A 25,782-nucleotide genomic window follows, 5' to 3' on the forward strand; every position below is an offset into this window, starting at 1 on the left:
GATCAGTTCTTCTTTCTCTTGTTCTCCAGCTTGTGCAGGGGCTGCCTGCGGGGAAGTTTCAGTGCCGGTCCGTGCGGTACCGGGTGAGCTTGTCGGGGTCGATGTCGATGCCGAGGCCCGGGCCGGCCGGTACGCGTAGCAGCCCGTCACGGATGCGCAGCGGCTCGGTGAGCAGGTCGTCGGACATGTCCAAGAAGTTGGACAGCTCGCCGGCCCGGCGCGAGGTGAGTTGGAATGCCGCCCCGAAAGCGACGGCGCACGCGCTGCCGATCTGCCCGTCGATCTGATTTCCCATCACGACCTCCAGGCCCAGGCCTTCGGCCAGGTGGTGCACGCGCTGGGATGTGGTGAAGCCGGTGCGCGCCGTCTTGATGCTGATCGCGGTGGCGGATCTGCCCAGCACCTCCCGCGTCACGTCGGCCGGTGTCGGGACGGACTCGTCGGCGATGAACGGCACATCCAGGCGTTCCACCAGCCAGCGGCGGCCCAGGACATCGTCGGCGGGACAGAGCTCCTCGGCGAACAGCAGATCGAGGTCGGCCATCTCCTGCATGGCGCGCAGCGACTCCGCCGCCGTCCATCCGCGGTTGGCGTCGACATACAGTTCGATCGAGTCGCCGAAGCGGTCGCGCAGGGCCCGCACCACGGCGGTGTCCAGAGTCACGGGCCTGCGGCCGACCTTGACCTTGAAGGTGTTGATGCCGTGGATGTCCCGCATCTTCTCGGCCTCGGCGACCATCGCAGCCGGATCCGCGAAGCCCAGCATGTGGCTGACCCGCATCCGGTCCGTGTAGCCGCCGAGCAGGCTGGTGACGGGTAGTTCGAGGGTACGCCCCAGCGCATCCCAGATCGCCATGTCGACAGCGGATTTCGCGGCCGGGTTGCCGATGGTGCGCGCCAGCCGGGCGTTGGCCACCTCACGTTCGAGCAAGGTCAGGCCGACGAGGGCGGGCGCGAACAGCTGCTCGATGACCGCGATGATCCCGGCCTGAGTCTCGCCGTAGGTGAACGGCCGGGGCGGTGCCTCTGCCACACCGACGATCCCGTCGTCGGTGTGGACACGGACCAGCACGTGCTCGGCGGTGTGGACTTCGCCTGAGGCGAACTTCAGCGGCTTGGAGTACGGGATGGCGAACGGAATCGCCTCGACGGCAGTGATTTTCATATCAGCGTCTCCGCAACGCCGGGCGCGAAGGCCGGCGCGAAAGTTGAGGACAGCACGTTGACGACCGCATCGACGACGGGATTGTCGCCGCCGCGGCGCCAGGCAAGGGCGAGTGCGATGCTGCCGCCGTCGGTCAGGTCGCGAAAGACGACCCCCTGCAACGGCAATGCTCGGACCGAGGCCGGCAGTACTGCGACGCCGAAGCCCGCGGCCACCAGCGCCAACAGCACCGCGGTACCCGGTGCGGCATGTTCGCGGTGAGGCACGAAACCGGCACGCTTGCAGCTGCGCAGTACGGCGTCGTTGACTGCCGAGTCCCGGCTTGCGTAGGCAACGAATGACTCGCTACGAAGGTCGGTCAACGACACCACGGGCTCGACGGCCAGGCGGTGGTCCGCCGATACCGCGAGGACGAGGGGTTCGACGTCGATGGAGCGAAGCTCGATGCCGTCGCCGACGGCCGGGGGGCGGAGCACGCCGACGTCCAGCGCGCCCGCACGGAGCTGTTCACATTGCAGCGGCGTGAGCATGTCGGCCTGAATCTCCATCGCCACGTCCGGCAGTTCCTGACGGAGGATGCGGGCGATGCGCGGCAGATGAGAGAACGCGGCCGTTCCTGTCAGCCCGACCCGCAGCAGACCGCTGCGGCCGGCGGCGATCCTGCGCACGCCGCGCTCGGCGTCATCCACCCCGGACAGGATCCGGGCCGCTTCCGCCTTCAGGAACTCCCCGGCCGGAGTCAGCGACACCTGTCGCGTCGTCCGGTTGAACAAGGTGACGCCGAGTTCGTCCTCGAGCTGGCGAATCGCGTAGGACAGGGCGGGCTGCGCGACGACCAGCTGCTCGGCCGCCTGGCCGAAATGGCAGGTCTCGGCCACCGCGGCGAAGTATCGCAGGTGACGCAGCTCCATGTGCTTTCCGTCCGTTCCCGGGCCATGTGTGATGACCGACACCTCAGACGGTAGGGCTCAGACCAATAGAGAACAAGGACACATTTCCGCTCTATTGATCGACACCATCGATCAATCTGACGCCTAGCCAGGACTAGGCAATTGCCTAGTGTGACGAGTGCCACTCGGTGTCAGAGTGCCAACAGGGATCACTTCTGGAGGCATACATGACCGCATCGATCGAACGCACAAGCCATGTGGCGGCTGTCCTGGCCGACGCCGTCATCGACGACGCCGAGGCCGGCATCTACCGCACCAACCGCAGGATCTTCACCGACGAGGAGATCTTCGAACTGGAGATCAAGCACATCTTCGAGGGCAACTGGATCTACCTGGCGCACGAAAGTCAGGTGCCCGACCCGGGTGACTACATCACCACCTACATCGGCAGGCAGCCCGTCGTCGTCACCCGGGACAAATCCGGAGAGTTGCACTGCCTGGTGAACGCCTGCGCGCACCGCGGCGCGATGATCTGCCGCCGCAAGACTGACAACCGGATGACGCTGACGTGTCCGTTCCACGGGTGGACGTTCCGCAACGACGGCACCCTGCTCAAGGTCAAGGATCCCGACGGTGCCGGCTACCCGGACACGTTCAACTCAGGTGGCAGCCACAACATGACCAAGGTCGCGCGGTTCGAGGGGTACCGCGGCTTCCTGTTCGCCAGCCTCAACGACGACGTACTGCCGCTTTCCGAACACCTCGGTGACACCACCAAGGTGATCGACATGCTCGTCGACCAGTCGCCCGACGGGTTGGAGGTACTGCGCGGCTCGTCGACCTACACTTACGACGGCAACTGGAAGGTGCAGGCCGAGAACGGGGCCGACGGCTATCACGTCACCGCGACGCACTGGAACTACGCCGCGACCACGAGCCGGCGCAGTACGGGGGAGTCGACGAACGACACCAAAGCGCTCGATGCGGGCAGCTGGGGTAAGTCCGGCGGCGGCTATTGGTCGTATCCCCACGGTCACCTGTGCCTGTGGACCTGGGCGGGCAACCCGCAGGACCGGCCGTTGTGGGACAAGCTCGACGAATTGAAGGCCCGCTTCGGCGACGCCAAGGGCGAGTTCATGGTCAAGGGTTCCCGTAATCTCTGCCTCTACCCGAATGTCTATGTGATGGACCAGTTCTCGACCCAGATCCGGCACTTCCGGCCCATCGCGCCGGACAAGACCGAGGTCACCATCTACTGCATCGCCCCGAAGGGCGAGAGCGACGCGGCCCGTGCGCACCGGATCCGGCAGTACGAGGACTTCTTCAACGCTTCCGGCATGGCCACCCCCGACGACCTCGAGGAGTTCCGCTCCTGCCAGTTGACCTTCCGTGCGCAGGCCGCGCCCTGGAACGACATGAGCCGGGGTGCCGAGCACTGGCTGACCGGCCCCGATGACGTCGCTCGATCACTCGGCATGGACGGTGTGATCTCGTCCGGGGTCAAGAACGAGGACGAGGGGCTGTACCCGGTGCAGCACGGTTATTGGCTGGACACCATGCGGAGCGCGCTGGCCCGCGAGACCACAAAGGAGAGCTGACGTGACGACCACCGAAGCGGCAACACTCATCACGCAGAACATGATCGAACAGTTCCTCTACCGGGAAGCGCGTTATCTCGACGACCGCGAGTTCGAGAAGTGGCTGCAGTGCTACGCCGACGACGTCGTGTACTGGATGCCCTCCTGGGACGACAACGACACGCTCGTCGAAGACCCGCAACGCGACATCTCGCTGATCTACTACGCGAACAAGGGCGGGCTGGAGGACCGAGTGTTCCGCATCCGCACCGAACGCTCGTCGGCGACGTCCCTGCCCGAACCCCGCACCAGCCACAACATCAGCAACGTCGAGGTCATCGAGCGTCGTGGTGACCTCGTCGATGTCCGATTCAACTGGCACACAATGTATTTCCGCTACAGGACGATCGATCCCTATTACGGGACCTCGTTCTACACGATCGACTTCACTGGTGAGCAGCCCCTGATCCGGCGCAAGACCGTCGTACTCAAGAACGACTACATCCACCACGTGGTGGACGTCTACCACTTCTAGGAGCGCGCCATGACCGCCCAGATCGACACCCAAAGCTTCTCCGTCGCACTGTCCTTCGAGGACGGGGTGACGCGGTTCATCACCTGCCGGGACGACCAGACCATCGCCGACGCGTCCTACCGGCAGCGCATCAACATCCCGCTGGACTGCCGCGACGGGGCCTGCGGCACCTGCAAGGCGCTGTGCGAGTCGGGCAGTTACGACGGCGGCACCTACATCGACGACGCGCTCCCACCCGACGAGGCGGCGGCGGGCTATGTGCTGCCGTGCAGCATGAGGCCGCGCTCGGATCTCGTGCTGCAGATCGCCAGCACCTCCGACGTCGCCAAGACCCAGGCGGCGACCTACACCGGCACCGTCGCCCAGCTCGATCGACTGTCGGCGACCACGGTGGCTCTCGGTGTCGAGATCCCGAACCGCGGCGAGTTGGCATTCCTGCCGGGGCAGTACGTGAACATCGCGGTGCCGGGTACCGACCAGACCCGGTCGTATTCGTTCTCCAACGCACCAGATGACGAGGTCCTCACGTTCCTCGTGAAGCTCACGCCGGGTGGCGTGATGTCCGATTACCTGAGTCACCGTGCGGCGGTCGGTGACACCATCTCGTTCGCCGGCCCCAACGGATCGTTCTTTCTCCGCGATACCGACCGCCCGGTGTTACTGCTGGCCGGCGGGACGGGACTGGCCCCGGTGCTGTCGATGCTGCGCACCCTGCGGGACGGCTCGAGTCGGCGCAAGGCCCACCTAGTCTACGGCGTCAGCACCGACGAGGACCTGGTGGCGCTCGACCAGATCGAGGAGATCGCCTCCAGCCTCACCGGATTCACCTGGGACCACTGTGTCTCGGATCCCGACTCGCGTGCCGCCAACAAGGGCTATGTCACGAGCCTGATCGAGCCGGCGCATCTGCACGGCGGTGACGTCGCGGTGTATCTCTGCGGACCGCCCCCGATGGTGGAAGCGGTGCGCACCCACGTGACGGAGGCCGGCATCGAGCCGACCGGCTTCTACTACGAGAAGTTCGCGCTGGCCCATTCCGGCCCTGCGCCGGAGTTGGCTTCCGTGCCCGCCGCGTCGACCTCGTCCGAGCAGGCGCTGCTGCTGTCCGCGGATGCCCGCGCCGTCGCCGGTCAGGTGATGCTGCCGCAACGCGACATCGGTGCGTACCCCGGCTCTGCCGAGAGGATCGAGGACGACCGGTCGATCCGATCGGTCGCCGGGCAGCTGATGGTTCCCGCGAGACAACACGGTGATCCGGAGCCTCTTGATGCCGACGACGGTTCACTGATCGCGAGTGGCGCAAGGCTTCTGGCCGGGCAAGTGGTCTTCGACAGTATCGAGGCAGCCGAGGAGGCCAACGTGATCGAGGCCGTGTCCGCACCGGTGCGGGCTGTCGTCGCCGCCGACGGGTATCAGATCGGCGAGGAGCCCCCCGACGTCCACGCCTCGGATGCGCTCTTCGAGGCCCGGCAGGCGCTGGAACTCGGGGCCCTCGAGCTGACCCTGGGACGGCTGAACTCCCAGCAACTCGCCGGCTACCGGCTACTCGCCGAATCGACCCTGCCCTTCGTCGACGGCGATCGGTTCGTCGACGCCGCCCAGTACACCGAGACGAACGCGGCGTTCCACGACTACCTGTTCACCCTCACCGGGAACGCCCACCTGCTTCAGGCCTATCAGGCGCTGGACGTCAAGGGGCGGATGAGCGAGGTGTTGCGGCACGCCACGTGGTGTCACCCACTGTGCGCACAGGATCACGTCCGCATCGTCGACGCGTTCGAAGCCGGTGACCGCACCGCGGCGCGGACCTTGATCATGGCCCACGCCGAATGCTCCAAGCAGACCATGCGAAGAGCCTTGTCCGATCTGGAATCTGCGCGCGCTGCACAGAGGCCGAGGTTCGTCACGCCCGGCCGGTTTGCCGGAAAGGTCGTGGTGGTCACGGGCGCCGCCCAGGGTATCGGCGAGCAGACAGCGCGCCGCATCGGCGCCGAAGGCGGCATCCTGGTGCTCGCCGATCGGTCCGAGCTGGTCGAGGAACTCGCCGACGAGCTGGGCGACCGCGGTGGCGGGGCACAGGCCGTCACCGCCGACCTCGAGCACTGGGAGGGGGCCGAATCGCTGGTGAAGCAGGCGCTTTCGACGTTCGGCCGCATCGACGTGCTGATCAACAACGTCGGTGGAGCGATCAACTTCAAGCCGTTCACCCAGTTCACCGACGCCGAGATCCGCGCGGAGATCGACCGCTCGCTGATGACCACGCTCTACGCCTGCCGCGCCGCGCTGCCGTCGATGGTCGACCGCGGGCAGGGCGTCATCGTCAACGTGTCCTCGGCTGCGACCAAGGGGATTCACCGGATCCCGTACTCGGCGGCCAAGGGCGGCATCAACGCCATCACGGCGTCGTTGGCGATGGAGTACGCCGGCGACGGGATACGGGTGGTCGCCACCGCACCAGGTGGTACCGCTGCCCCCGCGCGCCGCATCTCGCGCGGTACCCCGGAGCCGCGCAACGACGCCGAGCGCGCCTGGTTCGACGCGCACATCGAGCAGACGATCGGGTCGTCGCTGATGAAGCGATATGGCACCCTCGACGAGCAAGCGGCCGCTATCTGTTTCCTTGCCTCCGACGAGGCCGGCTACATCACCGGCTCGGTGCTCCCGGTTGCCGGCGGCGACGCGGGCTGACCGGGCCCGGCCGCGGCGTCTCGCCACTACGATGTGATGGTGCTCATCGGGCCGACCGGCTGCGTCGGGCGTGACGACGAACTCTGCGAACTCGCCGCACGTCTTCATGGGACCGTCAGCGGCGGCGCAGGTGTGGTGGCGGTGGTGGGCGGACCGGGCACCGGCAAGACCGCACTGCTCCGGGCTCTGGCCGGCGGGTCCGGCACGACGTTGTGGGCCCGCGCCGCCCCGTGGGAGTCCGACCTTCCCGGCGGAGTGCTCGCGCAGATGCTGCAGGACGACGTGCCCGCCGACCCGGTGGAGGCGGCAGCGCAGCTCGTCGACCGGTTGCGGGCACCGGGGCCGGTGCTGCTGATCATCGACGACGCCGAGCACGCCGATTCCGAGTCGCTCCAAGCCATCTCGACGCTGGTGCGACATCAGCGGGAACTGCCCGTCCTCGTCGTGCTCGCGACGACCTCACCGACACCGGCGTTGACCGACCTCGCCGATGAGAGACTGGACCTGGCCGGGCTGTCGGAACGCGCGGTCGCCGCGCTCGCCGCCGCCCGCGGCCGGACCCTGCACCCGTCGGTCGTCAGCGCGCTGACCCGGCACACGGCGGGGAATCCGCGCGATGTGCTCGCACTGCTCGACGAGGTGCCCGATTCCGTATGGTCGCAGCCCGACGCGGCACTGCCCGCGCCGAGCCACCTCAGGGCGCAGACCCGCGAGCGGCTGGCGGATTGCACACCCGACGGCCGCGCGCTCGTCGAGGCGTTGGCGGTCCTCGGCGAGGATGCCTCGCTCGCCGACGCTGCCGCGCTGGCAGGATTGGTCGACCCGCTGCCCGGCTTGGACTCGGCCGCCACCGCGGGGCTGGTCACCGCGGCGACACCGTTCGAGCCGCGGTTGTGCGATTCCGCGACCCGGGTCTCGGTGGTCGACCTGATGGGCGTGCATGCTCTCGCCGACGCGCACCGGCGGGCGGCCGGCATCGTCAGCGATCCGGTGAAGCGGCTCGGCCATCTCGTGGCGGCGACGCCGACACCGGATTCCGCGCTCGCCGACGACGTCGCGCAGTTGGCACACGACCGCGGCGCGGAAGGCGCCTGGGCGCAGGCGGCGACCCTGTTCCGCGACTCCGCGCGGCTCACCGCCGACCCGCTCCTGCACGACGAACGGCTGACCCGCTCGGTCGACGCCCTGGTCGCGGCCGGTGACTGTGTGGCCGCGGCCGCGAAAGTCCCTGCGGTGGAGAGCCTGCGGGAGACACCGCTGCGCAATGCCGTCCTGGCCTACCTGGCCATTCTCCGCGGCCGGTCGGCCGAAGCCGAGGTCCGGTTGGCGCGCGCATGGGACATCGTCAACGCCGAGCGTGATCCCGACACCGCGGCGCTGGTGGCGCAACGTCATGTGCTGCATTCGCTGATCCGTTGCCGCGGCGAGGAATTGATTGCCTGGGCAGACCGCGCGCTGAGCTTGGCCGACAGCGACTCACCCGCCGGGATCGAGTCGGCGGCGATCCGGGGTCTCGGGCTGCTGGCGGCCGGACATCCCCGCCGCGCCGGCGCGGCCTACGACGATCTCGGTGCGCGTGTCCGGCACGGCGCCCAGGCTCAGCGTGTCGTCATGGGGCGCGGCTGGGTGCAGTTCATCCGCGACGACGTCGACGGTGCGCGCGCGAGCCTGGAGAGCGCGGTCGCGGTCGCCGGCCTCGGCGGATCGGCGCGAATCACGCTGTGGGCGTTGGCATGGCTGGGTCGAGTCCAGTTCGCGATCGGTGAGTGGGACAAGGCGTCGGACACCGTCGAACGTGGGCGCGCGCTGGCGACGTCCAGCGGGATCGTGGTCACCACACCGCTGCTGGAGTGGACGGCGGCACAGATCGCCGCGCTCCGGGGCGACTGGCCCGCTGCCGCGTCGGCGCTGCACTCGGCAACCTCGGTCACCGGCGACTACGAGATGATGGTGATCCCGACGGTGCTGGCGCGCGCGCAGATCGCCGAAGCGGAGGCCGATTACTCCAAGGTCCGTCGGATCGCCACCCCGTTGGCCGCCATGGCCGCCGGTACCTCGCTGCAGGAACCGGGCTATTGGCCGTGGCCCGACCTGTTGGCCAATGCGCTGGTGCTCGACGGCCAACTCGCAGAAGCCGACACCTTCCTGCAGCCGCATGAACAACGGGCCAGGGCCCGCGGCCATCGATCGGCACGGGCCCGCCTCGGTTATGCCCGTGGCCGATTGCACGGCGCGCTCGGTGACATCCACGCGGCCCGAAGGTCGTTCGAAGAGTCGCTGGAACTGCTGCAGGGGCTGCCGCTGCGGTACGACACCGCGCGGGTCAACTTCGCCTTCGGGCAGACGCTGCGGCGCGCCGGGAAGCGACGCCAAGCCGACGCGGTGATCAGCGCCGCCCGTGAGCTCTACCTGTCCCTGGGTGCGCACACCTATGTCGCCCGCTGCGACCGGGAACTCAAGGCGGGCGGCCTGCACCGGGTCCGTGGCTCACGTGACGACGTGGATCTCACGCCGCAGGAGGAGGCGGTGACCGCCCTTGTCGCCCAGGGCTTCTCGAACCGCGAGGTGGCTGCGGAACTTTACGTGTCCCCGAAGACGGTGCAGTACCACCTCACCCGCGTCTACGCCAAGCTCGGCGTGCGGTCCCGCTCGGAGCTCGCCGCGCTGCGGCGCTGACGGTCATCGCTCACCGGAGCGGCGGTCTTGGCCGCAACCTCGTCGAAGTCCACGCCGTCGGCGAGTTCGACGACCGCGAACCCGGTGCCGGTCACGTCGAACACCCCAAGGTCGGAGATCACCCGGCTGACCACCGCCTTGCCGGTCAACGGCAGATCGCAGTGGAGAACAAGCTTGGCGGCACCGGATTTCGCCACGTGGTCCATCAGCACGATGACGCGCTCCGCGCCGCTGACGAGGTCCATCGCGCCGCCCATACCCTTGACCATCGACCCCGGCACCATCCAGTTGGCCAGGTCGCCGTTGGCCGCCACCTGCATACCGCCCAGCACCGCCACGTCGACGTGGCCGCCGCGGATCATCGCGAAACTGGTGGCCGAATCGAAGTACGACGCCCCGTCGACCACGGACACGGTCTGCTTGCCCGCGTTCACCAGGTCCGGGTCCACCTCGTCGTCGTACGGGAACGGGCCGACGCCGAGGATGCCGTTCTCGGCGTGCAGCGTGACGTCCGAGCCCTCCGGTAGATGGTCCGGGATCAGGGTCGGCAGGCCGATGCCGAGGTTGACGTAGTCGCCGTCGCGGAGTTCGAGGGCCGCCCGCGCGGCCATCTGCTCACGGGTCCAACTCATGGGGAGACCTCCTGGGGTGTCGGCCGGGGCCGGGTGGTGCGCTTCTCGATTCCCTTGCGGGAGGCCTGTTCCGGCGACAGCTCGACGACGCGCTGCACGAAGATGCCCGGCAGGTGGACCTCGTCGGGATGAAGGTCGCCGACCTCCACGACCTTCTCCGCCTCGACGACGGTGAGCCGGCCCGCCATAGCCGCCGGGGGATTGAAGTTGCGTGCCGCGGAGTGGAAGACGCAGTTGCCCGCCTTGTCGGCGACGGCCGCCCGCACCAACGCGTAATCGGTGACGATGGACTCCTCGAGCAGCATCTGGCGGCCACCGAACGTCCGCACCTCCTTCGGGGGTGACGCCAGCGCGACACTTCCATCGGGGTGATAGCGCCAGGGCAGACCCCCGTCGGCGACCAGCGTGCCCACCCCGGTCGGGGTGAAGAACGCACCGATGCCGCTGCCGCCGGCACGCAGTCGTTCGGCCAGGGTGCCCTGCGGGGTCAGCTCGACCGTCAACTCGCCGGACAGGTACTGGCGGGCGAATTCCTTGTTCTCGCCGACATAGGACGCGACGACGCGGGTGATCCGGTGCGCTTCGAGGAGCAGTCCGAGGCCGCCGCCGTCGACGCCGCAGTTGTTGCTGACGATCGTCAGGTCACCAGCACCCTGTTCCAACAGGGCCTCGATGAGGAACCAAGGAATCCCGGCCAGTCCGAAGCCGCCGACGGCCAGGCTCGCGCCATCGGGGATGTCGGCAACCGCTGCGGCCGGTGAACCCACGACCTTGTTCAAAGTCATTGTCGCTCCAGGTGTTCGATGAGGGCGGGGGTGACGATGCCGGGCTGCTCGGCGTTGGCCAGGTGCGCGGCCCGCGGTACGGAGAGCAGTCGCGCACCGGGTATCCGGGCGGCGATGTCCTCGAGTTTCGCCGGCGGCGTCGCCGGGTCGTCCTCGCCGGCGATGACGAGAGTCGGCGCGGTGATGGCGGGAAGCTGCTCTCGCAGATCGAGTGTCGCGATGGCCTCACAACAGCCCGCGTAGCCTTCGGCGGGGGTGGACCCGATCATCTGTTCGTACGTGCGGCGCTCGTCGGGATGCGCGGTGAGATAGGCCGAGGTGAACCAGCGCTCGACGACGGCGGGAGCCACCGCCCGACTGCCCCGCGCGCGCACGACGGCCGCACGCTCCGTCCAGGCTTCCGCGGGCGCCAACTGCGCCCCGGTGCACAACAACACGATTCGCGCCACGCGGTCCGGGTCACGGGCAGCCACCCGCATGACCGTCATGCCGCCGAGCGACAAGCCGACCAACGAGGCCCGTGCGACACCGAGCCGGTCGAGCAGCGCGACGAGGTCGTCGGCCAGGTCGTCGATCGAATACGGTCCGGCGGGCACCGGGGAGTCGCCGTGGCCGCGGGTGTCATACCGCACCACCCGAAAACGCCGTTCCAGGTCGGCGATCTGGGGGTCCCACATGCAATGGGTCGAGCCCAGCGAGTTGGACAGCACCACGACCGGCGCGTCGGCGGGTCCGCTGACGACCGCGTGCACGTCGACCGCGCGCGGCTGCCGACTGCTCGTCGCGCGAGCGCTCACGACACCACCTCGAAGACGGCCGCCAGTCCCTGCCCGCCGCCGATGCACATCGTCTCCAGGACGGTGCGCGCGCCGCGGCGGCGTGCCTCGTGGGCCGCCGTGGCCAGGATCCGGGCACCCGTCGCCCCGACCGGATGGCCCAGCGAGATCCCGGATCCGTTCGGGTTCAGCCGGTCGTCGAGCGGGTCCATTTTCCACTCGGCCAGCACCGCAAGCACCTGCGCGGCGAACGCCTCGTTGAGTTCGATCAGGTCGACGTCGTCGAGCGTCAGCCCGGCCCGGTCGAGGGCGGCCGCGGTGGCGCTCACCGGGCCGATGCCCATGGTCTCCGGGCGGCATCCCGTCACCGCCCAGGACCGCAACGCCAGCATCGGGATCAACCCCAGCCTCGCGGCGGCGGCGGCCGTGGTGACCACGCACATCGCCGCGCCGTCGTTCTGGCCGGAGGCATTGCCGGCGGTGACGGTGGAATCGGCGTCGACCGTCGCCCTCACCGCGCGCAGGCCCGCCAGTTTCTCGGCGCTGACGTCGGCGCGGGGATGTTCGTCACGATCGACGACGATGTCGGGCTTTCCGCGTTTCCCGGGCACGGACACCGGGACCAGTTCCTCGGCGAAACGGCCCGCGTCGTGGGCGGCGATCGCGCGCTGATGGGACCGCACGGACAGCTCGTCCTGCTCCTCGCGGGGGATGCCGTACCGGCGTCGCAGGTTCTCCGCGGTCTCGATCATGCCGCCCGCGATGGGATGCGAGGCGCCGCCCGCTGTTTCGCGGGCCCGGTCGAGTCGGTCGGCAAGGGCGATGCCTCCCTGGCGCACGCCGGTGCGAAGGCCGAGGGCGTAGTGCTCAACAGTGGACATCGACTCGGCCCCGCCCGCGACGACGACTTCGGCCGCACCGGTCGCCACCTGACCGGCGGCGTAGAGCACCGCCTGCAGACCCGATCCGCACCGTCGGTCGATCTGCAGGCCGGGCACGTCGGTTCCGAGTCCGGCGTCCAGGGCTGCGATGCGGCCGATCGCCGGCGCCTCACCGTTGGGATAGCCGTTGCCGAGCACGACGTCGTCGACATCACCTTCGCCGAGGCCGGTCTGTTCGACGAGCGCGCGCAACGTCGCGGTGGCCAGATCTGCGGCCGTCAGCGTCGACAGTGCCCCGCCCATCCGTCCCACCGGGGTGCGGAGGGGATTGCAGATCACGACGTCCATGCTTCGACGGTAGGACCAAAGAGCGATATTCTGAAATACTCAAATAAGCTCGATTGATATGTCTAGAGTCCTATCGGGGCGGTGAGTGTGGAACTGCGACACCTGCGGTACTTCCGAGCGGTCGCCGAAGAGCTGCACTTCGGCCGGGCCGCGGAACGGCTGCACATCGCGCAGCCGCCGCTGTCCCAGCAGATCCGCCAACTCGAGCGCGAACTGCGGGTCACCTTGCTGACTCGCTCCACCCGCAGTGTCGAACTCACCGCGGCCGGCCGGGCCTTTCTCGACCGGACCATCGAGATCCTCGACGCCGTGGACGACGCCGGCAAGCAGGCCCGCCGGGTCGCCGAAGGTGCGCAGGGGCGCCTGGTGATCGGCTGCGTCGGCTCCGCCACCTACTCGCTGCTCCCACAGCTGGTGCGTGCGCTGCGCAGGACGCTGCCGGACATCGACGTGAGTGTGCGCGGCGAGATGCTGGCTCCGGCGCAGCTCGCCGCGCTGCACATCGGCGAGATCGACCTGGGGCTGCTGCGACCGCCGGTCACCGACCCCGACATCACCGTCGAAACGGTCCGGCGGGATCGCCTTCTGGTGGCCGTGCCCGCCGGACACCGCTACGCCGAACGCGACGAACTGAGGATCGGCGACCTGCGTGACGAGGACTTCATCAGCCACGCGGGCCGGGGGCGCTCGCGGATGAGCGCACTCGTGACCACCCTGTGCACGGACGCCGGGTTCACGCCGCGTATCCGTCACGAGGTGGAGGAGACGTCCACGCTGGTGACCCTGGTCGCCGCGGGCCTGGGCGTGGCGGTGGTTCCCGAACCGACCGCGGAGCTGGACATCGCAGGCGTCTGCTATCGGCCCCTGTCGCCGGCGTCGAATTCGATAGACCTGCTCGCGGCCTATTCCAGTACGCGCGGGTCCGCGCTGATCGCCAATGTTCTCGAGGTGCTGCGCACCCTCGAATAGTTTCGCTTCGCGGTCCGCTTCTGCAGAAGCACCGACACCGTCAGCACGGCGATTCCCGCCAACGCGAGCAGCGCGCCCGCGGCTGCCGGTGCCGTGTAGCCGAGACCGGCGGCGATCACCATGCCCCCGACCAGCGCGCCCGTCGCGTTGCCGATGTTGAGCGCTGAATGGTTCAGCGCCGCGGCGAGAGTCTGGGCGTCATGGGCGACGTCCATCAGCCGGGTCTGCAGCGCCGGGGCGACCGCAGAGCCCGACGCGCCGATGCCGAAGAGCACCACCAGCGCCGTCCATGGGTTGTGCGAGGCCACGACGAAGACGGCGAGTACCGCGCTCAGCGCGCCCATCGACAGGTACAGCGCCCGGATCACCGAGCCGTCGGCCAGTCGGCCGCCGAGCAGGTTTCCGGCGACCATGCCGAGACCGAACACCATGAGCGCCACCGGGACCAGCGCGCGCGGCATGCCCGCGACGTCGGTCATCGTGGTGGTGATGTAGGTGTAGACGGCGAACATGCCGCCGAAGCCGATCATGCCGACCAGCAGCGCCAGCCAGACCTGGACGCGGCGCAGCGCGGTGAGTTCGGCCAGCGGACTGGTCGACGGGATGAAGCGCAGCTGGAACGGGAGCCAGAACCACAGTGCCGTCAGGGCGACCACGCCCACGGCGACCACAAGGCCGAAAGCGGAACGCCAGCCCAGTGATTGGCCCAGCCAGGAGGCCATCGGCACGCCGAGCACCGTCGCGATCGTCAGCCCGGACATCACGTGGGCGACCGCCTTGGCCCGGTTCTGCGGACCCATCAGGTGAGCGGCCACCAACGCGGCCACGCCGAAGAACGCCCCGTGCGGAAGACCCGCGAAGAACCGGGCCGCGATCAGCGTCTCGTAGGTCGGTGCCAGCATGCTTGCCAGGTTGCCGAGGGTGAACACCGCCATCAGCGCGAGCAGCAGCTTGCGGCGCGCCATCCTCGCGGTGACGGCGGCGATCAGCGGGGCGCCGACGACGACTCCCAGCGCGTACGCCGAGATGACATGTCCCGCTGCGGGTTCGGACACACCGAGGCCATTCGCGATGTCGGGGAGCAGGCCCATGGCGACGAACTCGGTGGTGCCGATGCCGAATCCACCGAGTGCGAGCGCGACGACGGCGAGCCAGCGCACCACCGGATCGGGCGCCACCACCGAAACGGGGCCCGAGGCGCGGTCGAGGGTCACGGTCATAGTGCTCGAACAGCGGTGACCGCGGGCCTGCTCAGCGTGACGGCGACCTCGGCGAGACGACGGATCCGGCCCCAGTCGCCTCGGCGGACGGCATCTGCCGGGTGCAGGACCATGTCGGTGTAACCGTCGTCGAGCAACTGCATGGCTTCCGGTGCTGTCGCCACACCGGGCAGGTGGGGGAGTTCGGTGTCGCGCATCGCCGCGCACAGAGGCGCGGCGCCGAGGGTGGCGACCAGGAACTCCGCTCCCACCGCCCGTGCGAGTGCGGGCTGGTCGCGCACGCTGATCACGGGCATCACCGGTGCGACGTCCAGCAGCGATCTCGGTTCCTTCATCTGGACAACGGTAATCCCGGATAAGGTACTTCTCAATCTGACTTATGTATTTGAAAATCATAAGTGTCTGGAGTTAGGCTCCGCCCGTGCCCTTGTTCCGGACGGCGTCTGCGGTTTCTGTCGGGGACCTGTATGCCCTGATCAGGGACAAACGCGAGGTGACGCGCGCCGAGGTCGGCAAACTGACCGGGTTGTCGCGGACCGCGGTCTCGGCGAGGGTGAGGGAACTCACCGCACGCAACCTGGTCTTCGAGCGGGAGCAGGCGGTGTCGACGGGTGGGCGGCCTCCCGCGCTGCTGAGCTTCAACGCCGACGCCGGGGTGGTGCTGGCAGCGGCCATCGGCGGCAGCCGCGCACGGCTCGGGGTCTGCAATCTGGCCGGCGACGTGCTGGTAACCGCCGACATCGATCAGGAGCCGGGGCTTCGCGCCGAGGATCTGATGCCCGATGTGGTCAAGCGCCTGGATCTGATGCTGGCCGACTCGGGCTACTCGCCGGCGCAGGTCTTCGGTGTCGGGCTCAGCCTGCCCGGCACCGTCGACCGGCAGCGGGGGTGCAGCGTCGACACGCCCGTGCTGAGCGGCTGGGACGGGGCACCGCTGGTGCCGTACTTCCGTGAGCTCACCGACGCGCCGGTGGTGCTGGACAACGACGCCAACGTCATCGCCCTCGCCGAATGGCGCGCCGGAGCAGGCGGCTTCCACGACATCGTGGTCATCAAGGCGTCGACCGGCCTCGGGGCGGGCATCATCGCAGGCGGGGTGCTGCAGCGCGGCGCGATCGGGGCGGCAGGCGAGTTCGGCCACGACAAGACCGCCGCGGCGGCGGGGCGGGTCTGCCGGTGCGGCGACACCGGATGCCTGGAGGCCGTCGCCGGCGGCTGGGCGTTGGTGCGCAGCCTGCGCGAGGAAGGCAGGCAGGTCGGGAACCTTCGCGACGTCGTCGAGTTGGCACACGGTGGCGACGTGTTGGCACGGCGGTTGATCCGCGACAGCGGCCGCCACGTCGGCGAGGTGCTGGCCGCGGCGGTCAACCTGCTCAACCCCGCTGCGCTGGTGGTGGCGGGCGACGTCGCGGGCGCCTACGACTTCTTCGTCGCCGGGCTGCGAGAAACGTTGTACGGCAACGCCACAACGCTGGCCACCAGAATGCTCGAGGTCGTGCCGGCCGCATTAGGGGACCGGGCCGGGGTCCTCGGCACCGCCATGGTGGTGCTCGACCAGGTCCTCGGCCCCGAAACCATCGATGCGCTGGTCACTCCGTCGCGGTGATCTTCGGCGCGTATCCGACTCTGCCGACGGATGTTCCGTAGGCTGCTTGAATCGTTGAAGCATCGTTTGATTGGGAGACCGGCGGGTAACAATGACGGTTGTGAGCCACGAGGAACGTGTGGTGCTGCTCGACGAAGCGGGCAATGCCGTGGGCAGCGCCGCCAAGGCCACCGTGCACCATGCCGAAACGCCGTTGCACCTCGGATTCTCCTGCTACCTCTTCGACGGGACCGGCCGCGCGCTGCTGACCCGGCGGGCGCTGACCAAGCAGACCTGGCCGGGGGTGTGGACCAATGCCTTCTGCGGTCATCCCGCGCCGGGGGAGTCCGTCGAGGATGCGGTGCGCCGCCGCGCCCGTCAGGAACTGGGAACCACGCTCGCCGAGGTGGTCTGCGTGCTGCCCGATTTCCGTTACCGGGCACAGGCCGCCGACGGGACCGTGGAGAACGAGGTCTGCCCGGTTTTCTGTGCCTTGGCCGCGAGCCGGGTGGACGCCGCCCCGGACGAGGTGATGGACCTGGTGTGGGTGGGCTGGGACGACGTGCGCGCCGCCGCGGCCCTGGACTGGGCGATCAGCCCGTGGGCCCGCAGCCAGGTGCCGCTCCTGGATGCCGCGGGTCTGCCGTCGTGGGCGCGTCCAGCGGCTTGAGCAGATCCGCCGTTTTATCGGTGTCCTGCCTGCGCACCGTGTGCAGGCGCTCGGCGTAGCGCAGATCGTCGCGCCACAGTCGGTGCGCCGCGCGGCGCATGAACGGTGTGATGGCCGGTGCGGCACGTAGCGCACGGGCGAACCCCGGACGGTCGGAGTGCGCGATGACCGCCTCCAGAACTGTGCTTCGGGGCTGACCGTCCGGTCCGAATCCAGCTGGCGTGGCGTGGGTTTCGACGACGCTGCCGGCGCCTTCCCCGTCGACGATGCGCATGACCAGGGTGCGCGGCTCGGGACTGGTGAACTCGGCGATCACCGGGACGCCGAGCCGTCCGATGCGGAACGTCACCGCGACCAGGAAGCGGTCCAGTTCGTCGGGCACCACCTCACCGTCGGGCGGCGCGCTGAGGACCTCGAGTCGGGTGAACGAATAGGGATGGAACCAAGCGCCGTGCCAGGGATCCATCCGGTTGGCGATGATGTCGGCGGGTTCGCAGGTGCCGGTGAGGCTGGTGACGGCGGCGATTTGCGGACCCTCGGGCCGCACCGGCAGGATCGGCGCCGGCGTGGGCGCCGCCCCGCCGATGCGGTCGAGCCGGACCCAGGCCAGCACGCCGTCGTCGTACGCGGGCAGTGCCGGCCAGTCCGGCCGGGAGCGGCCGGTCAGCCGCAGGCCGTGCCACGGACAGATCAGGGCGCCGCGGTCCACGGAGCCGGTGCACAGGTCCGCGCCGAGGTGCGGGCAGCGGGCCGGACCGATGAGCAGTTGACCGTCGACACCGCGCCAGCACACCAACTCGGCGCCGGCCACGTTGGCGCCGTGGGGCTTCGAGGCGATGTCAGAACTGGCGGCGACGACGAACCAGTTGCCGCCCGGCCGCTTCTGCGACCGTGCGAGCGCCGCGTCGATCACCGACGGTGACGCCTGCCGATAGGTCGGGGTTTGCCGCGCCCACGGCGTGCGCGGCAGGATCTCGAACGGCCACGCCTTACGCGCGGAGGTCGCGAACCGGTTCAGCCCGTTCACTGCGATGTCCCCCTCTCGACGCGGCCGGCGAGATGGCGCAGGACGCGTGACCGTCCGCGCACCGGCACGGTGTACATATCGTGCCCCCTCACACCGAAGTGGTCGAGCAGGGCGTTGGCTGCCGCCAGACCCGTGGTGGCGGCGCGCTCCATCAACGCCACCGGCAGGTCTATCCGGATGCCGTCACCGGCCAGCGCCAGACCCGGATACGGACTGATCACCGACGGCCGGCTCCCGAAATCTCCCGGCGCCAGCCGGGGACAGTCGTTGCGGCACAGTGTCTGTTCGAAGACGACGCGAGCCGACGAGGTCTCCGGATACAGGGCGTGCAGCCGGGCCACCAGGTCCCGGCGCAGTTGCGGGGTGTCCTCGGCGACCGAATAGGCGTGCAGTTCGACGACGGACCCGCCGGTGCGCTCGGCCCATTCGGTGGCTTCGCGTTCGTACCGGTTCAGCACGCTGACATTGTCCAGCGGCATCTGACCCCCGGTGCCGAGGAAAGCCGGTCGGTCGGCACGCACCGGACGGTCCAGCCACAGACGCTGCACGAGGAACGGTGCCGCGGTGCCCATCTGGTCGATTCGGGAGCGCCACCCGGGATCGTCGAGGCCCGTCGAATTCGCCACGATCGACTGCAGGGCTGCGACGTCGGTGGCGAGCACCACGCCGTCGGCGTCGATGTCGGTACCGGCCTCATCCGTCACGGCGAACCCGCCGGGGGCGGTCACCGCAAGGTGGCGTACCGCTGTCCCGGTGCGCACCCGAACCCCGAGGTCCTGCAGATGCTCACCGAGGGGCCGCCACAGTGCCATGTCGAAGTCGGCGGTGGCGACGTCGAACACCAGACCTTCGCTGGAGCCGAGGAAGTAGATGTGGAACATGGTGGCCAGTTCGGCTGCCGACAAGGCGGCCGGGCGGGTGAAGAAGCTGCGGGAGAACACCTCGAAGGCCAGATGCCTGGCGGCCTCGGGAAAGTTGATGTCGCGCAGGAACCTCTCGGCGTCCAGGTCGTCGAGTTCGTGGTAGGTCTGAGGTACCGACACCGCCGCCAGCGGCGCCGCGGCGCGGGCGTCGAGGCGGACGAGGTCGCGGAGCCGGAATGTGGGGCTGCGCAACGCGAAAGCCACCGCGTTCAGTGGTGGGGTACGGGGCAGGCCGCGGAACGTGTCGCGCCGACCCTGCCCGTCGACCAGTGGATAGTCGTCCAGCGGACTGAGCATCGATAGGTCGGGATCGATGCGCCTCAATAGGTTTCGCAGGTTGTAGTACTGACGGAAGAACGCGTGGAAGCCGCGGTTCATCGACACCGGTGTGCCGTCGGGCAGCGTCTCGCGCCAGCCTCCGACCCGGCCGCCGAGGTAGTTCTGCTTCTCGATCAGGTCGACGGCCACGCCCCGTTCGGCGAGCGCGGCCGCCGCGGCCAGTCCCGCGATACCTGCGCCGATGACCACGGCCCGGGGGCGGGTGGGCAGCGCGGCGGCGTCTGGCAGTCCTGGCGCGGCGGGGTGCAGGACTCGGCGAGAGTCTCTCACCGCGGCGCCCGGCCGAGGAAGGTGTGCACGATGTTGTGCTGCCAACCGGGGACCGAGAGGCTGTGCACATCGGTGAAGCCGTTGCGCTGCATCCGATTCCGGAACTCGGCTGCGCCGTCGAAGTCATTGACGCTGCGGCGCAGGTAGCGGTACAACCCGGCGTCGCCGGAGCGTAGCCGGCCGGCCGGGATGATGATCGCCGAGCTCACCATGTTCCAGATGGCGGTGGCCACCCGGGAGTCGGACACCGAGTACTCGTGGGCGGCGAAGACACCGCCGGGTCGCAGGAGGGCGCACAACGACTGCAGCACCGCGTCCGGGTCGGCGACGTTGCGCACCAGATAGGCCGCCAGGATGCCGTCGAACGGGCCGGCGACACCCGCCTCGGCGAGGCCTTCGGCGCGGCTGTGGACGAAAGTCACCGTCGCCGGCCACTGCTTGGCCCGCGCCCGTGCCAGCATGCCCGCAGAGCCGTCGGCGGCGACGATCTCGGCGTGCGGTGCGACGTGCAGCAGAGCTGCGGTGGATGCCCCTGTGCCGCAGCCGATGTCGAGCAGACGTAGGCCACGTCCTTTGTCGGGCAGCTGCATTCGCTGTGCCGACATGCGCAGGTGCCTGTGGTAGCCCGGATTCGCGCCGACCAGGCCGTCGTAGGCATCCGCGCCCGCATCGAATGCGTTGGGAACGTCATACGGTCCTGCGCTCATGTCGCTCCCTGTTCGGTCGTGTCCCGGTGGCGTTCCCGCAGCAGCAGGTACTGGTACCGGTCGATGGTCACACCTCCTGCCGGCGGGCCCGCAAGGCCTTGACCAGCCCGGTGCCCGCGACCTGCAGCCGGCGGGCCGTCGAAACGCGCGCCCGCTCGGTGAACACGGCGAAATCCAGTTCCTCGATGCGGTCCAGTATCCCCGAGTACAACGTCAGCGCGGCGTCGACGCACGGGCGTGACCGCGGATGCAGCAGCGCGATGCCGCCTTTCGCCTGCGTGTAGATCCGCCGGGTCACGGCGTGCTGTTCGGTCAGGGCCGACCGCACCCGCGGGTCGGTGCGACGATTCCTCTGGCACCACGCCAGCACGTCGCGGTCGACCCCGTGGCCTGCGAGTTCATCGGCGGGCAGGTAGACCCGCCCGCGAGTCAGATCCTCGTCGATGTCGCGCAGAAAGTTGGTGAGCTGGAAGGCTTTCCCGAGGGCAGCTGCGTACGGCGCCGCCTCGTCCCGCGGGGCGACGGTACCCAGCACCGGCAGGAGTTGCAGGCCGATCACCTCGGCGGAGCCGTACATGTAGCGGTCCAGCGCGGCTCGGTCGGGATAGTCGGTGACCGTGAGGTCCATCCTCATCGAACCGAGAAAGTCGTCGAAGAGCTGCCAGTCCAGTTCGTAGTTGTTGGCGGTGTCCACGACCGCCTCCAGGATCGGGTCGTCTCCGGCCGGTCGCTTCTCGACCAATCGGGTGAACAGCGCCGTGGCCAGCGCCTGTAGCTCTCGGGCGCGCTGATCCGTGCTGCGCGAGTCGAAACCGTCGAGTACGTCGTCGGCCCGCCGGGCGAACCCGTACAGCGCATGCACGGCCGGTCGCTGGGCCGGCGAGAGCAGCCGGGTCGCGAGGAAGAAGGTCCGGCCGTGCTGGGCATTGATGGCGCGGCAGCGGCGGTAGGCCTCCCGCAGCGCCTGGTCGTGCACGCCGGCGGCGTCGAGTTCAGAGCCGATCACCGTTGCCCGCCAATCACTTCGACACCGCGCGTGGATGGGTCCGGCTGACGAGTCCGGTGACGCGGTCGGCGGCGAGGCGACCCGACACGATCGCGGTGGGAATGCCGACACCGGGCACGGTGGACGACCCGGCCAGCACCGCGTTGTCGACACCGCGCACGGTGTTACCCGGCCGGAACGGACCGGTCTGGCCGAACGTGTGCGCAAGGGCGAACGGGGTGCCCGCGGCCATGCCCTGCCTGGCCCAGTCCTGCGGCGTGACGACGTGCAGGATCTCGGCGTCGTCGCCGAGGTGCGGCATGCGCGTGGTGACGGTGTCGAGCATGTGCTGCACGTATCCGTCCCGTTCGCCATCCCAATCCTTGTGCCCGACAGCCGTATTGGGTGCCGGTGCGAGCACGTAGAGCAGGTCGCGCCCCGGCGGCGCCAGGCTGGGGTCACCGGCGGTCGGCCGGGTGACCAGCAGCGACGGGTCCACCATCGGGCGGCCCGCATCGATGATGTCGTGGAAGGTCTGCTGCCAGGCGTCACCGAACAGGATCGTGTGGTGGGACTGGTCGGCAGCGGAGGCGACGCCGCGGCAGCCGAGGTGCGCCACGACCGCCGACGGTGCGGGGCGCAGCGTCAGCAACCGGCGGGGGGTGCGTCCGAGCAGTCGGTACGTGTCGGGCAGTTCGGTGGTGAGGACCACGGCGTCGGCGGGAAACCGCTCGCCGCCGGCGGTGCGCACGGCCGTGACCCGGCTGCCCGAGCGTTCCAATTCGGTGATCGCGCAGTTGTAGCGGAACTCGACTCCGGCGTCGGCGGCGGCCGCGGCCAGTGCGTCGGGCAGCGCGCGCATCCCGCCGCGGGGAAAGTACACGCCCGACACCGTGTCCATGTAGGCGATCACGGCGTAGGCCGCCAGCGCCTTCCGCGGCGGGACCCCGACGTAGAGGGCCTGGAACGTGAACACGCGCAGCAGTCGTTCGTCGCTGATGAACCGCCGCACCATCGGCTCCCAGCGCCGGAATCCGCCGATGGCGGCCAGCCGGGCGAGCTGCGGGGTCAGCAGGGACAGCGGGGAGTCGAAGTTGGCGCCGATGAAACCGTCGAACTCGAGGTCGTAGAGCCGGGTGAGCCACTGTCGCAGCCGCAGGTAGCCCGCGGCTTCGCCGGGTCCGGCGAAGCGCTCGATCTCGGCGGCCATCGCCGCCGCATCGGTGTGTACGTCCAGGCTGCTGCCGTCGGCGAAGGCGGCGCGGTATGCGGGCATCACCGGCAGCAGGTCGAGCCGCGCGGCGGTGGACTCTCCGACGGCCGCGAAGGTGTCGTCGATGATGTCGGGCATCGTCAGCACCGTGGGTCCGGTGTCGATCCGGTAGCCGTCGATGTCGGCGCGCCCGACGCGGCCGCCGGGATGGGCGCCGCGTTCGACGACGGTGACGGTTCGCCCGCGTCCGGCCAGGTGAAGCGCCGCCGACAGCCCTGCCAATCCTGCGCCGACAACCACCACGCGGTCGGTGGATCCGGTGACGGACCGCATCAGTTCTCCCGCTGGGTACAGGCCGCGGCCATGCCGGTGAGCGCCGAATGCGCGTCACTGTTCAGCGGCGCGGCGTCAAGCCTGTCCAGCGCACGCTTCAGTCGTTGGTCGATGAGATGCTCGATCCACTCCACGGTACCTATGTCGGCGATGAGCGTCTGCCAGCCGGCGATATCGGCCGGGGTCAATTGATCGGCGGTCATCAGCCTGCACAGTTGTCGCCGCTGCGCGGCGGTGGCGAGCTGGTGGGCGGCCACGACCACGGTGGTCGCCTTGCGCGCGCAGAGGTCGGCGCCGGCGGGCTTCCCGGTCGTCTTCGGAGAGCCGAACACCCCGAGGAGGTCGTCTCGCAGCTGGAACGCCTCGCCGACCGCCTCGCCGTAGTCACCGAGCGCGGTCAGGACCTGATCGTCACACCCTGCCAACGTGGCTCCGATCTCCAGTGGACGGCGGACCGTGTAGTTGCCCGACTTGCGCCGGGCGACGTCGAGCACCTCGTCGAGCGAGGGAAATGCGGCGGTGTCGTTGACCAGGTCGGCGAACTGCCCGACCGCCAATTCGATGCGCATTGCGTCGTATCGCGGCCAGGCCCTGGCCAGGGCGGCGTCGTCCAGTCCGCTCTCCCGGAGCATCTGCTCGGCCCAGACCAGGCACAGGTCACCGAGCAGGACCGCCGCCGATTCCCCGAATCGCGCGGGCGACCCGGACAGTCCGCGGCGGCGATGCCAGTGTGCGAGGGCATGGTGGGCGCTGGGCCGGCCGCGGCGCAGCGGTGAACAATCCATCACGTCGTCCTGCATCAAGGCGAACGCGTGCAGGAACTCCAGGCTGGCGGCGGCCCGCACCGCGGCGCGCCCCGGTTCGGCACCACACAGCCAGCCCAGATACAGGAAGGTCGAGCGCAGGCACTTGCCGTCGGTCAGCAGGCCGCGCAGCACGTCCACGGCGATGTCCACCCGGCTGTACTCGAGTGCCGCAGCGCAGTGGGTGTCGACGAACTCCGCCACCGCAGCGAGCACGTCCTCGCGCACCTGCCTGCGGAACACGGGCGAACCGGCCGCCCGCGTCGAGCGCGCGGCGGCGCCGTCGTTTACCGCCGCCAAATGAGCGCGGTCGGTCGCGAATCCCCCACCGGATGTCATCGGTGTGACTCATTACCCAGTTTCGCCCCGGTTATGCATCGTCAGCAGCATGGATCCCCAGGGTTCCGCGACCCGGGACTCCAGGTACCGTCGTGCACACCGCTCGATCCGACGCGGGCGGGCCCAGGAGCCACCGGTTCCGAGAGCACGAAGGATCAGGTTTGGCCCGCTATCTGCTTGCAGTGAGCCCGCTTCGGGGGCACGTGCTCCCGATGGTGAACGTCGGCGCGGGCCTGAAGTCGCTCGGCCACGACGTCACCGTTCTGACGGGAGCCGAGTTCGCGGGCGACGTCGATCACGCCGGTCTCCGGATGGCGTCCCTGCCCGAGGAGGTTCGGATCGCTCCGCCGGACGCCGCGCCCGCATGGCTGCGCAGGCTGCCAGTGCAGGTGCGGCGCTTCTGGCTGGGACGCGCCGAGCTCGACTCGGTGTTCGCCGAACCGCTTGTGGCAGCGGCCGAATCACTACGGGATCAGCTGCGGTCGGGACCCGTCGACGCAATCCTTGCCGATGTGACGTTCACCGGCGCGCTGCCGATACTGCTGTCCGAGGGCCCGCGCCCGCCGCTGCTGGTGTGCGGAGTCGGGCCGTTGACGATCTCCAGTGCGGACACCCCGCCGTTCGGCATGGCGTGGCGACCGGAAGCGGGCGTCGACTACCGGCCGATGACGGCCGTGGCACACCGCGTGATCATGCGCTCCAGTCAGCGCAGGTTCAATCGTGCACTGCGGCAAGCGAACTGCCGGCCGTCGCCGGTGTTCGTCAGTGACTGGCCGCGGTTGGCCGACGGTGTCCTGCAACTGGCGGTCGAGGGCTTCGAATACCCGCGCGGTGACCTGCCCGCCGACGTGGAGTTCGTCGGTCCGGTGCTGCCGGAGGCCGCGGGCGACTTCACCCCACCGCCATGGTGGTCCGACGTCACCGAAGCCACCACCGTCGTCCACGTCACCCAGGGCACCTTCGACAACGGCGACCTCGACCAGTTGATCGCACCCACGCTCGTGGCGCTCGGCGATCGACCGGACCTGCTGGTGGTGGCGACCACCGGCGGACGTCCCGGCCAGCAGGTGCGCGGCCGGATACCGGCCAACGCGCGGGTCGTCGACTGGCTGCCCTATCCCGAGTTGATGCCGCACGTCGACGTGATGATCACCAACGGCGGCTACGGGGGTGTGCAGTACGCGCTGAGCCACGGGGTGCCGCTGATCGTCGCCGGGGAGACCTCGGACAAAGCCGAGGTTGCCGCGCGGGTGAACCACAGCGGTGTCGGCGTCGACCTGGGTACGGCCACACCGTCACCCGACGCGATCCGCGCCGCGGTGGACCGGATCTGTCGCGAGGGCGGATACCGCGCCGCCGCGCAACGTCTGCGTTCGCAGATCGAGTCGGCGACGCCGGTCGACTCGATCGCCAACGCGCTCAAGCGGTGCTGCGATGTGTGAGTGT

General features: G+C 69.3%; 22 protein-coding genes. 8 read left to right on the top strand and 14 right to left on the bottom strand.

Annotated elements, in window-relative coordinates:
• Positions 1-58 precede the first annotated feature (58 nt).
• Both H7I57_RS06000 and H7I57_RS06005 read right to left on the bottom strand, forming a co-directional pair.
• Positions 59-1,165, bottom strand: a complete 1,107-nt coding sequence (locus H7I57_RS06000) for a mandelate racemase/muconate lactonizing enzyme family protein (protein ID WP_264022438.1) — start codon at positions 1,163-1,165, stop codon at positions 59-61.
• Positions 1,162-2,076, bottom strand: a complete 915-nt coding sequence (locus tag H7I57_RS06005; protein WP_264022439.1) for a LysR substrate-binding domain-containing protein — start codon at positions 2,074-2,076, stop codon at positions 1,162-1,164. The genes H7I57_RS06000 and H7I57_RS06005 overlap by 4 nt, the downstream gene beginning before the upstream one ends.
• A gap of 206 nt (positions 2,077-2,282) precedes the next feature.
• On the opposite strand from H7I57_RS06005, the gene benA reads away from it, so the two are divergent.
• The 4 genes from benA to H7I57_RS06025 are packed head-to-tail and all read left to right on the top strand — an operon-like array spanning position 2,283 to position 9,531.
• Positions 2,283-3,653 carry a benzoate 1,2-dioxygenase large subunit gene (gene benA, locus H7I57_RS06010; protein WP_264022440.1) on the top strand — a complete coding sequence of 457 codons (1,371 nt, stop codon included), beginning with the start codon at positions 2,283-2,285 and terminating at the stop codon, positions 3,651-3,653.
• A 40-nt stretch (positions 3,654-3,693) separates the two neighbouring features.
• Positions 3,694-4,167 (top strand): benzoate 1,2-dioxygenase small subunit, encoded by a 474-nt coding sequence (gene benB, locus H7I57_RS06015; protein ID WP_264022478.1) that lies wholly within the window; start codon positions 3,694-3,696, stop codon positions 4,165-4,167.
• Between the two features lie 9 nt (positions 4,168-4,176).
• Positions 4,177-6,855, top strand: coding sequence for a benzoate 1,2-dioxygenase electron transfer component BenC (benC, locus tag H7I57_RS06020; RefSeq protein ID WP_264022442.1), 2,679 nt, complete (start codon positions 4,177-4,179; stop codon positions 6,853-6,855).
• Positions 6,856-6,891: 36 nt separating this feature from the next.
• The gene (locus H7I57_RS06025) at positions 6,892-9,531 is read left to right on the top strand and encodes a helix-turn-helix transcriptional regulator (RefSeq protein WP_264022443.1); all 2,640 of its coding nucleotides are present in this window, start codon (positions 6,892-6,894) and stop codon (positions 9,529-9,531) included.
• On the opposite strand, the gene H7I57_RS06030 is transcribed toward H7I57_RS06025, so the two are convergent.
• From H7I57_RS06030 to H7I57_RS06045, 4 genes are read right to left on the bottom strand one after another with little or no spacing between them, the layout of a single operon-like run.
• On the bottom strand, positions 9,477-10,163 hold the full coding sequence (locus H7I57_RS06030; protein WP_264022444.1) for a CoA transferase subunit B: 687 nt from the start codon (positions 10,161-10,163) through the stop codon (positions 9,477-9,479). The genes H7I57_RS06025 and H7I57_RS06030 overlap by 55 nt on opposite strands.
• Positions 10,160-10,948 carry a CoA transferase subunit A gene (locus H7I57_RS06035; protein ID WP_264022445.1) on the bottom strand — a complete coding sequence of 263 codons (789 nt, stop codon included), beginning with the start codon at positions 10,946-10,948 and terminating at the stop codon, positions 10,160-10,162. The genes H7I57_RS06030 and H7I57_RS06035 overlap by 4 nt, the downstream gene beginning before the upstream one ends.
• The gene (gene pcaD / locus H7I57_RS06040; protein ID WP_264022446.1) at positions 10,945-11,745 is read right to left on the bottom strand and encodes a 3-oxoadipate enol-lactonase; all 801 of its coding nucleotides are present in this window, start codon (positions 11,743-11,745) and stop codon (positions 10,945-10,947) included. The genes H7I57_RS06035 and pcaD overlap by 4 nt, the downstream gene beginning before the upstream one ends.
• On the bottom strand, positions 11,742-12,953 hold the full coding sequence (locus tag H7I57_RS06045) for an acetyl-CoA C-acetyltransferase (protein ID WP_264022447.1): 1,212 nt from the start codon (positions 12,951-12,953) through the stop codon (positions 11,742-11,744). Before H7I57_RS06045 ends, pcaD begins: the two co-directional genes overlap by 4 nt.
• Before the next feature lie 87 nt (positions 12,954-13,040).
• Between H7I57_RS06045 and H7I57_RS06050 the strand changes: the two genes are divergently transcribed.
• The gene (locus H7I57_RS06050) at positions 13,041-13,922 is read left to right on the top strand and encodes a LysR substrate-binding domain-containing protein (RefSeq protein ID WP_264022479.1); all 882 of its coding nucleotides are present in this window, start codon (positions 13,041-13,043) and stop codon (positions 13,920-13,922) included.
• On the opposite strand, the gene H7I57_RS06055 is transcribed toward H7I57_RS06050, so the two are convergent.
• Positions 13,856-15,142 carry an MFS transporter gene (locus H7I57_RS06055; RefSeq protein ID WP_264022448.1) on the bottom strand — a complete coding sequence of 429 codons (1,287 nt, stop codon included), beginning with the start codon at positions 15,140-15,142 and terminating at the stop codon, positions 13,856-13,858. The two genes, H7I57_RS06050 and H7I57_RS06055, sit on opposite strands and share 67 nt — an antisense overlap.
• Positions 15,139-15,477 carry a hypothetical protein gene (locus H7I57_RS06060; RefSeq protein ID WP_264022449.1) on the bottom strand — a complete coding sequence of 113 codons (339 nt, stop codon included), beginning with the start codon at positions 15,475-15,477 and terminating at the stop codon, positions 15,139-15,141. The genes H7I57_RS06055 and H7I57_RS06060 overlap by 4 nt, the downstream gene beginning before the upstream one ends.
• 86 nt (positions 15,478-15,563) lie before the next feature.
• Between H7I57_RS06060 and H7I57_RS06065 the strand changes: the two genes are divergently transcribed.
• Complete coding sequence (locus H7I57_RS06065) at positions 15,564-16,748, top strand: ROK family transcriptional regulator (protein WP_264022450.1); 1,185 nt, start codon at positions 15,564-15,566, stop codon at positions 16,746-16,748.
• A gap of 91 nt (positions 16,749-16,839) precedes the next feature.
• Positions 16,840-17,397 (top strand): isopentenyl-diphosphate Delta-isomerase, encoded by a 558-nt coding sequence (idi, locus tag H7I57_RS06070; protein ID WP_264022451.1) that lies wholly within the window; start codon positions 16,840-16,842, stop codon positions 17,395-17,397.
• Here the strand turns inward: idi and H7I57_RS06075 are convergent.
• The 6 genes from H7I57_RS06075 to H7I57_RS06100 form a co-directional block, all read right to left on the bottom strand.
• On the bottom strand, positions 17,321-18,424 hold the full coding sequence (locus H7I57_RS06075; RefSeq protein WP_264022452.1) for a Rieske (2Fe-2S) protein: 1,104 nt from the start codon (positions 18,422-18,424) through the stop codon (positions 17,321-17,323). The genes idi and H7I57_RS06075 overlap by 77 nt on opposite strands.
• Positions 18,421-19,956 (bottom strand): FAD-dependent oxidoreductase, encoded by a 1,536-nt coding sequence (locus tag H7I57_RS06080; protein ID WP_264022453.1) that lies wholly within the window; start codon positions 19,954-19,956, stop codon positions 18,421-18,423. The genes H7I57_RS06075 and H7I57_RS06080 overlap by 4 nt, the downstream gene beginning before the upstream one ends.
• Complete coding sequence (locus tag H7I57_RS06085) at positions 19,953-20,663, bottom strand: class I SAM-dependent methyltransferase (RefSeq protein WP_264022454.1); 711 nt, start codon at positions 20,661-20,663, stop codon at positions 19,953-19,955. The genes H7I57_RS06080 and H7I57_RS06085 overlap by 4 nt, the downstream gene beginning before the upstream one ends.
• Before the next feature lie 67 nt (positions 20,664-20,730).
• Positions 20,731-21,669, bottom strand: coding sequence for a phytoene/squalene synthase family protein (locus H7I57_RS06090; protein WP_264022455.1), 939 nt, complete (start codon positions 21,667-21,669; stop codon positions 20,731-20,733).
• 13 nt (positions 21,670-21,682) lie between these two features.
• Complete coding sequence (gene crtI, locus H7I57_RS06095) at positions 21,683-23,194, bottom strand: phytoene desaturase family protein (RefSeq protein WP_264022456.1); 1,512 nt, start codon at positions 23,192-23,194, stop codon at positions 21,683-21,685.
• Positions 23,194-24,336 carry a polyprenyl synthetase family protein gene (locus H7I57_RS06100; protein WP_264022457.1) on the bottom strand — a complete coding sequence of 381 codons (1,143 nt, stop codon included), beginning with the start codon at positions 24,334-24,336 and terminating at the stop codon, positions 23,194-23,196. The genes crtI and H7I57_RS06100 overlap by 1 nt, the downstream gene beginning before the upstream one ends.
• A 161-nt stretch (positions 24,337-24,497) precedes the next feature.
• Between H7I57_RS06100 and H7I57_RS06105 the strand changes: the two genes are divergently transcribed.
• Positions 24,498-25,778 carry a glycosyltransferase gene (locus tag H7I57_RS06105; RefSeq protein ID WP_264022458.1) on the top strand — a complete coding sequence of 427 codons (1,281 nt, stop codon included), beginning with the start codon at positions 24,498-24,500 and terminating at the stop codon, positions 25,776-25,778.
• The last annotated feature ends 4 nt before the right edge of the window (positions 25,779-25,782 follow it).

Source organism: Mycolicibacterium pyrenivorans (genome assembly GCF_025821625.1).
Lineage (GTDB): Bacteria > Actinomycetota > Actinomycetes > Mycobacteriales > Mycobacteriaceae > Mycobacterium > Mycobacterium pyrenivorans.

What these genes read in the sequence shown, in the direction of transcription:
- H7I57_RS06000 (WP_264022438.1), bottom strand. Translation starts at nt 1,165, where the DNA reads ATGAAAATCACTGCCGTCGAGGCGATTCCGTTCGCCATCCCGTACTCC.
- H7I57_RS06005 (WP_264022439.1), bottom strand. Translation starts at nt 2,076, where the DNA reads ATGGAGCTGCGTCACCTGCGATACTTCGCCGCGGTGGCCGAGACCTGC.
- benA (WP_264022440.1), top strand. Translation starts at nt 2,283, where the DNA reads ATGACCGCATCGATCGAACGCACAAGCCATGTGGCGGCTGTCCTGGCC.
- benB (WP_264022478.1), top strand. Translation starts at nt 3,694, where the DNA reads ATGATCGAACAGTTCCTCTACCGGGAAGCGCGTTATCTCGACGACCGC.
- benC (WP_264022442.1), top strand. Translation starts at nt 4,177, where the DNA reads ATGACCGCCCAGATCGACACCCAAAGCTTCTCCGTCGCACTGTCCTTC.
- H7I57_RS06025 (WP_264022443.1), top strand. Translation starts at nt 6,892, where the DNA reads ATGGTGCTCATCGGGCCGACCGGCTGCGTCGGGCGTGACGACGAACTC.
- H7I57_RS06030 (WP_264022444.1), bottom strand. Translation starts at nt 10,163, where the DNA reads ATGAGTTGGACCCGTGAGCAGATGGCCGCGCGGGCGGCCCTCGAACTC.
- H7I57_RS06035 (WP_264022445.1), bottom strand. Translation starts at nt 10,948, where the DNA reads ATGACTTTGAACAAGGTCGTGGGTTCACCGGCCGCAGCGGTTGCCGAC.
- H7I57_RS06045 (WP_264022447.1), bottom strand. Translation starts at nt 12,953, where the DNA reads ATGGACGTCGTGATCTGCAATCCCCTCCGCACCCCGGTGGGACGGATG.
- H7I57_RS06055 (WP_264022448.1), bottom strand. Translation starts at nt 15,142, where the DNA reads ATGACCGTGACCCTCGACCGCGCCTCGGGCCCCGTTTCGGTGGTGGCG.
- H7I57_RS06060 (WP_264022449.1), bottom strand. Translation starts at nt 15,477, where the DNA reads ATGAAGGAACCGAGATCGCTGCTGGACGTCGCACCGGTGATGCCCGTG.
- idi (WP_264022451.1), top strand. Translation starts at nt 16,840, where the DNA reads ATGACGGTTGTGAGCCACGAGGAACGTGTGGTGCTGCTCGACGAAGCG.
- H7I57_RS06085 (WP_264022454.1), bottom strand. Translation starts at nt 20,663, where the DNA reads ATGAGCGCAGGACCGTATGACGTTCCCAACGCATTCGATGCGGGCGCG.
- crtI (WP_264022456.1), bottom strand. Translation starts at nt 23,194, where the DNA reads ATGCGGTCCGTCACCGGATCCACCGACCGCGTGGTGGTTGTCGGCGCA.
- H7I57_RS06100 (WP_264022457.1), bottom strand. Translation starts at nt 24,336, where the DNA reads ATGACATCCGGTGGGGGATTCGCGACCGACCGCGCTCATTTGGCGGCG.